Below are 4341 nucleotides of genomic sequence, written 5' to 3'. Positions count from 1 at the left end.
CGATCGTGATGCCGGCCGTGACATCGGCATTGGCGCCGGTCAGGCCGCCAAGCGCCGAGCGGGCACGCAGCAGAGCGACGCCGCCGCCGGGCACGATGCCTTCCTCGACCGCCGCGCGGGTGGCGTTCAGCGCATCGTCGATGCGGTCCTTCTTTTCCTTGACTTCCGACTCGGTGACGCCGCCGACGCGGATGACGGCAACGCCGCCGGCGAGCTTGGCCAGCCGCTCCTGCAGCTTTTCCTTGTCGTAGTCTGACGTCGTCTCCTCGATCTGGCCCTTGATCTGAGCGACGCGCGCCTGGATGGTCGCCTTGGTGCCGGCACCGTCGATGATCGTGGTGGTGTCCTTCTCGATCAGCACGCGCTTGGCGCGGCCGAGCATCTCGATGGTGACGTTTTCGAGCTTGATGCCGAGGTCCTCGGAGATCATCTGGCCCGACGTGAGCACGGCGATGTCTTCCAGCATCGCCTTGCGGCGATCGCCGAAGCCAGGCGCCTTGACGGCCGCGACCTTGAGGCCGCCGCGCAGCTTGTTGACGACCAGCGTCGCCAGAGCCTCGCCCTCGACGTCCTCGGAGATGATCAGCAGCGGCCTGCCGCTCTGCACCACCGCTTCGAGGATCGGCAGCATCGCCTGCAGATTGCCGAGCTTCTTCTCGTGGATGAGGATGTAGGGTTCTTCCAGCTCGACGCGCATCTTGTCGGCATTGGTGACGAAATAGGGCGAGAGATAGCCGCGGTCGAACTGCATGCCTTCGACGACGTCGAGTTCGGTCTCTGCGGTCTTGGCTTCCTCGACGGTGATGACGCCGTCATTGCCGACCTTGTCCATAGCCTTGGCGATCATCTCGCCGACGCTGGCATCGCCATTGGCGGCGATGGTGCCGACCTGCGCGATCTCGGCCGACGACTTGACCTTCTTGGCGCGCGCCTGGATTTCCTTGACCACGGCGGAAACCGCCTGGTCGATGCCGCGCTTCAAATCCATGGGATTCATGCCGGCGGCGACCAGCTTGGCGCCTTCGCGCAGGATCGAGGCGGCCAGCACCGTGGCGGTGGTGGTGCCGTCACCGGCGAGGTCGTTGGTCTTCGAGGCCACTTCGCGCACCATCTGGGCGCCCATGTTCTCGAACTTGTCGGCAAGCTCGATTTCCTTGGCGACGGTGACGCCGTCCTTGGTGATGCGCGGCGCGCCATAGGCCTTGTCGATGATGACGTTGCGGCCCTTGGGGCCGAGCGTGACCTTCACAGCATTGGTAAGGATCTCGACGCCGCGCAGCATGCGGTCGCGCGCGTCGGTGGAGAATTTGATTTCCTTGGCAGACATGATTTTTATCCAGTACGTTCGGAGAAAATAAGGTCAGGCAGCTTTCTTGGCGGCCACGGTCTTGTCGGTTGCAGCGGTCTCGCCCTTGTCGATGATGCCAGTCTCGTCCTTGTCGATGACGCCCATAATGTCGGCTTCCTTCATGATCAGAAGGTCCTCGCCGTCGATCTTGACCTCGGTGCCCGACCATTTGCCGAACAGGATGAAGTCGCCGGCCTTGACGTCGAGCGGAACAAGCGCGCCGTTTTCGTCGCGTGCGCCAGGGCCGACAGCGATGACTTCGCCCTCCTGCGGCTTTTCCTTGGCAGTGTCGGGGATGATGATCCCGCCCTTGGATTTGATATCGCCTTCGGCGCGACGAATGACGACGCGGTCGTGGAGTGGCCGAAATTTCATGGGAACTTTCTTTCTGGGGGCCGGCACAGGCGGCCACGCCCCTCCTCTATAGACGCGTTGGCACTCGATAGATAGGAGTGCCAAAAATTATTCGCGTACCAAATTAAATATTCAAAAGTATTATTTCAGCTGGCCGTTTCGTGATATCCGCAGAATGTCAAATAATTCAAAAGATTGAATTTTGCCGATCGAGTGCCTATTTATCGGACAAGTTCACTTTCACGATTTCAGGCACAAGGGAGATTTCTTCGATGGCCGAAGGCAATCAGACGATCATGGAAAAAGCTGAAGCCCGCTTTGTCGACAAGCAGAAGAAGACAGCGGAGAAAAACAAGGCGACCGCCGAATATATGTCCGAGGCAAGAGCCAGGGAGATCAAGACGGCAAGGCTGAGGGAGCTTCGGCTGGCCAAGGAAGAGGCCGATCGTGTCGCCCAGGCCCTCAATCCGACGCCGAAGAAGAAGCGGGTGACCAAGAAAGTTACGGAGGCTAAGACATGAGCCTCACCTTCCCCAACCGCAGCCGCAGCTATGACGAGGCGGGCCAGCGCATCCGTTTCGTCGGCCATGACGGCATGTTCCAGATCTCGTTCTCCGTCGCCGCCGACGCCATGGCCAAGATGCGGCCGGGAACCGCGGCCGATGAAGCCGGTTATCTCCAGACATTCGACACCGAGAGCAGTGCCATCCGCGAGGTCGCGTCGAAGGCCTACGACCGCACCCACAAGAGCATGTATGTTCTGACGGCGTCCGATTTCGGCTGATCAGTCCATTGCATGTCGCTCAAAACGACGATTAAAGATCCATCCCCTCGACCATCGCGCGTATCTTCGCAGCCTTTTCGAAATGGTCGAGGCGGTGGGTTCTGATCCACCATTCGGCGGCTTCCATCAGGAGTTCGGGGTTGTCGTTTCTGTTGGCGAAAAACGCATAGAACGACACGCCGACGCCGGCCCCCTTCTCGGAGATCTTGCGGTCGCAAATCTCCAGTATCTTCTGCTTCAGGCTGGCTCTCACGGGAATCCCTTGATTTGCGGTGCGGCAGGCTTCCGCCGGCGGGCCGCTACGGATCAGGCCTTGCGCTCGGCCCGTTCGCGGCGTTTGACATCGCGGACATTCATCTGCACGACCATGTCCTCGGCCTCGCGCGGCCCCATCCCGACCATCACCTTTTGCCGGACCACCGCAGGCTGGCCGGTGAAGACATCGATGATGCTCCAGCTCTGGGGAAGCTCCATACGCAGCGTGTAGCGGTTGGCCATGCCGGTCAGCCTTGCATCGTGAAAAACACGGCGCCCAGGATCAGCACCGTCCAGGCGACGACCGACAGTTTCAGCACCATGCCGCTATGCACGGCCAGAAGCTTCCGCAGGTGCGACACACCTGCCGACGAGGCCGGTGCCGCCGCCAGGGCGGCAGGAGCCTTGAGGCCAAGTTTTCCAAAGACGGGCAGCAGCGACGGTTCACGCACGAAAGGCCTCGAATGTCAGGAAAAAGCGAAGCAAGAACGCTCGGCTCCCTTCCATACCACTCTTTTCGCGCGTGCCGGCATGCCAAATGCAAGACAGGACTGCTTTAACGTCCGGTCCGCACCGCCTTCGTAACGCACAAATCTATTCGTGGGGACTGACTGCCCTTGGGGCAGATTGGGACTGCTGTTCGACGCGAAATTTTGGAGGCCTCGCCTCGGAATCGAACCGAGGCTTCAGAGATTTGCCGTCTCCAGCGTAGCCGCTCCGCCACGAGGCCATGGCTGTTGAAGTAGCGGCCAAATATTTACGGAAAGGTTAATCCCGAGGGACTGTTCAGAATTTTCGGCACGATCTTCAGACCGTCCGCCAGCACATATTGCGGCCAGGTTTGCTGCCCGGCAGCGCCAACCCTTTGCCGGACCTCGCATCCCGCGCACGCTGCGATCCTTCACGCCTCAAGCGGCAGCCCGCCCCGTCTCGACCGAGGGCCTCCAGCACTGCGACTGGCGCTCTTCCCCTGAGCTAAGTGCTGCCGGCGCTGCTTTAACCCGCGTTTGCATTCGAAGGAAGAGAGCCGAGGCCCAACCAGCTTTTCCCTTGAACGGCGATCCAATCTGGTCTAGCCTCAGCTGAGAAAAGGTTTTCTCAAACAATTTCAGTCGGGCTCGGCCACCTGCCGGGCCTCTTTCAGATCGGTAAGAGAAAACCTTTTTCCAACTAAGGACTCTCGGCGCGATGCCATCGGACGATCTGCCTGTTCCGGTCTTTTCCAAGCCAGTCACCTTGCGTGACGTGGCCGCGCAGGCCGGAGTCAGCGTCGCTACCGCATCCAAGGCGCTCAACAGCCAGGGCCGGATGACAGCCGAGACGCGCGAACGCATTCGCGAGACCGCCCGGCGGCTTGGCTTCCGGCCCAACAGCCTGGCGCAAAGCCTGCTCCGACGCCGCAGCTTCACCGTCGGCCTGCTCACCAACGATACCTATGGCCGCTTCTCGCTGCCGCTGATGTCGGGCATTTCGGACGCGCTGGTCGACAATGGCGTCTCGGTGTTCCTGTGCAATGTCGAGGAGGATCCGCGGCTGGGCCAGATGCATGTCGACGCCATGCTCGACAAGCGCGTTGACGGCATCATCGCCACTGGCAAGC

General features: G+C 60.8%; 8 protein-coding genes and 1 tRNA gene. 3 read left to right on the top strand and 6 right to left on the bottom strand.

The window, feature by feature from the left end:
• Together groL and EN969_RS18890 are read right to left on the bottom strand one after the other, a co-directional pair.
• On the bottom strand, nucleotides 1–1327 hold a 1327-nt coding region (gene groL / locus EN969_RS18895; protein WP_127419305.1), incomplete at its 3' end, for a chaperonin GroEL.
• A gap of 33 nt (nucleotides 1328–1360) precedes the next feature.
• The gene (locus tag EN969_RS18890; protein ID WP_013530533.1) at nucleotides 1361–1723 is read right to left on the bottom strand and encodes a co-chaperone GroES; all 363 of its coding nucleotides are present in this window, start codon (nucleotides 1721–1723) and stop codon (nucleotides 1361–1363) included.
• Between the two features lie 251 nt (nucleotides 1724–1974).
• Between EN969_RS18890 and EN969_RS18885 the strand changes: the two genes are divergently transcribed.
• Entirely contained in the window at nucleotides 1975–2223 is a 249-nt protein-coding gene (locus EN969_RS18885) for a hypothetical protein (RefSeq protein WP_063168668.1), read from the top strand.
• Nucleotides 2220–2486: a DUF1488 domain-containing protein gene (locus EN969_RS18880; RefSeq protein ID WP_013530531.1), complete on the top strand. Its 267-nt coding sequence runs from the start codon at nucleotides 2220–2222 to the stop codon at nucleotides 2484–2486. The genes EN969_RS18885 and EN969_RS18880 overlap by 4 nt, the downstream gene beginning before the upstream one ends.
• A gap of 31 nt (nucleotides 2487–2517) precedes the next feature.
• Here EN969_RS18880 and EN969_RS18875 read toward each other — a convergent pair whose 3' ends face one another.
• The 4 genes from EN969_RS18875 to EN969_RS18860 all read right to left on the bottom strand — a co-directional run bounded on the left by EN969_RS18875 (nucleotide 2518) and on the right by EN969_RS18860 (nucleotide 3471).
• The gene (locus tag EN969_RS18875) at nucleotides 2518–2739 is read right to left on the bottom strand and encodes a DUF6500 family protein (RefSeq protein ID WP_027160877.1); all 222 of its coding nucleotides are present in this window, start codon (nucleotides 2737–2739) and stop codon (nucleotides 2518–2520) included.
• A gap of 53 nt (nucleotides 2740–2792) precedes the next feature.
• The gene (locus tag EN969_RS18870) at nucleotides 2793–2984 is read right to left on the bottom strand and encodes a hypothetical protein (protein ID WP_027160878.1); all 192 of its coding nucleotides are present in this window, start codon (nucleotides 2982–2984) and stop codon (nucleotides 2793–2795) included.
• Nucleotides 2985–2989: 5 nt separating this feature from the next.
• On the bottom strand, nucleotides 2990–3193 hold the full coding sequence (locus EN969_RS18865; RefSeq protein WP_013530528.1) for a hypothetical protein: 204 nt from the start codon (nucleotides 3191–3193) through the stop codon (nucleotides 2990–2992).
• A 202-nt stretch (nucleotides 3194–3395) separates the two neighbouring features.
• Nucleotides 3396–3471 (bottom strand) — tRNA-Cys (locus EN969_RS18860).
• Between the two features lie 458 nt (nucleotides 3472–3929).
• On the opposite strand from EN969_RS18860, the gene EN969_RS18855 reads away from it, so the two are divergent.
• A partial coding sequence (locus EN969_RS18855; RefSeq protein ID WP_164758341.1) for a LacI family DNA-binding transcriptional regulator occupies nucleotides 3930–4341 on the top strand: 412 nt, incomplete at its 3' end.

This window comes from Mesorhizobium sp. M7A.F.Ca.CA.003.01.2.1 (genome assembly GCF_003998945.1).
Classification (GTDB): domain Bacteria; phylum Pseudomonadota; class Alphaproteobacteria; order Rhizobiales; family Rhizobiaceae; genus Mesorhizobium; species Mesorhizobium ciceri.
This window is presented reverse-complemented; position numbering and strand designations above follow the sequence as displayed.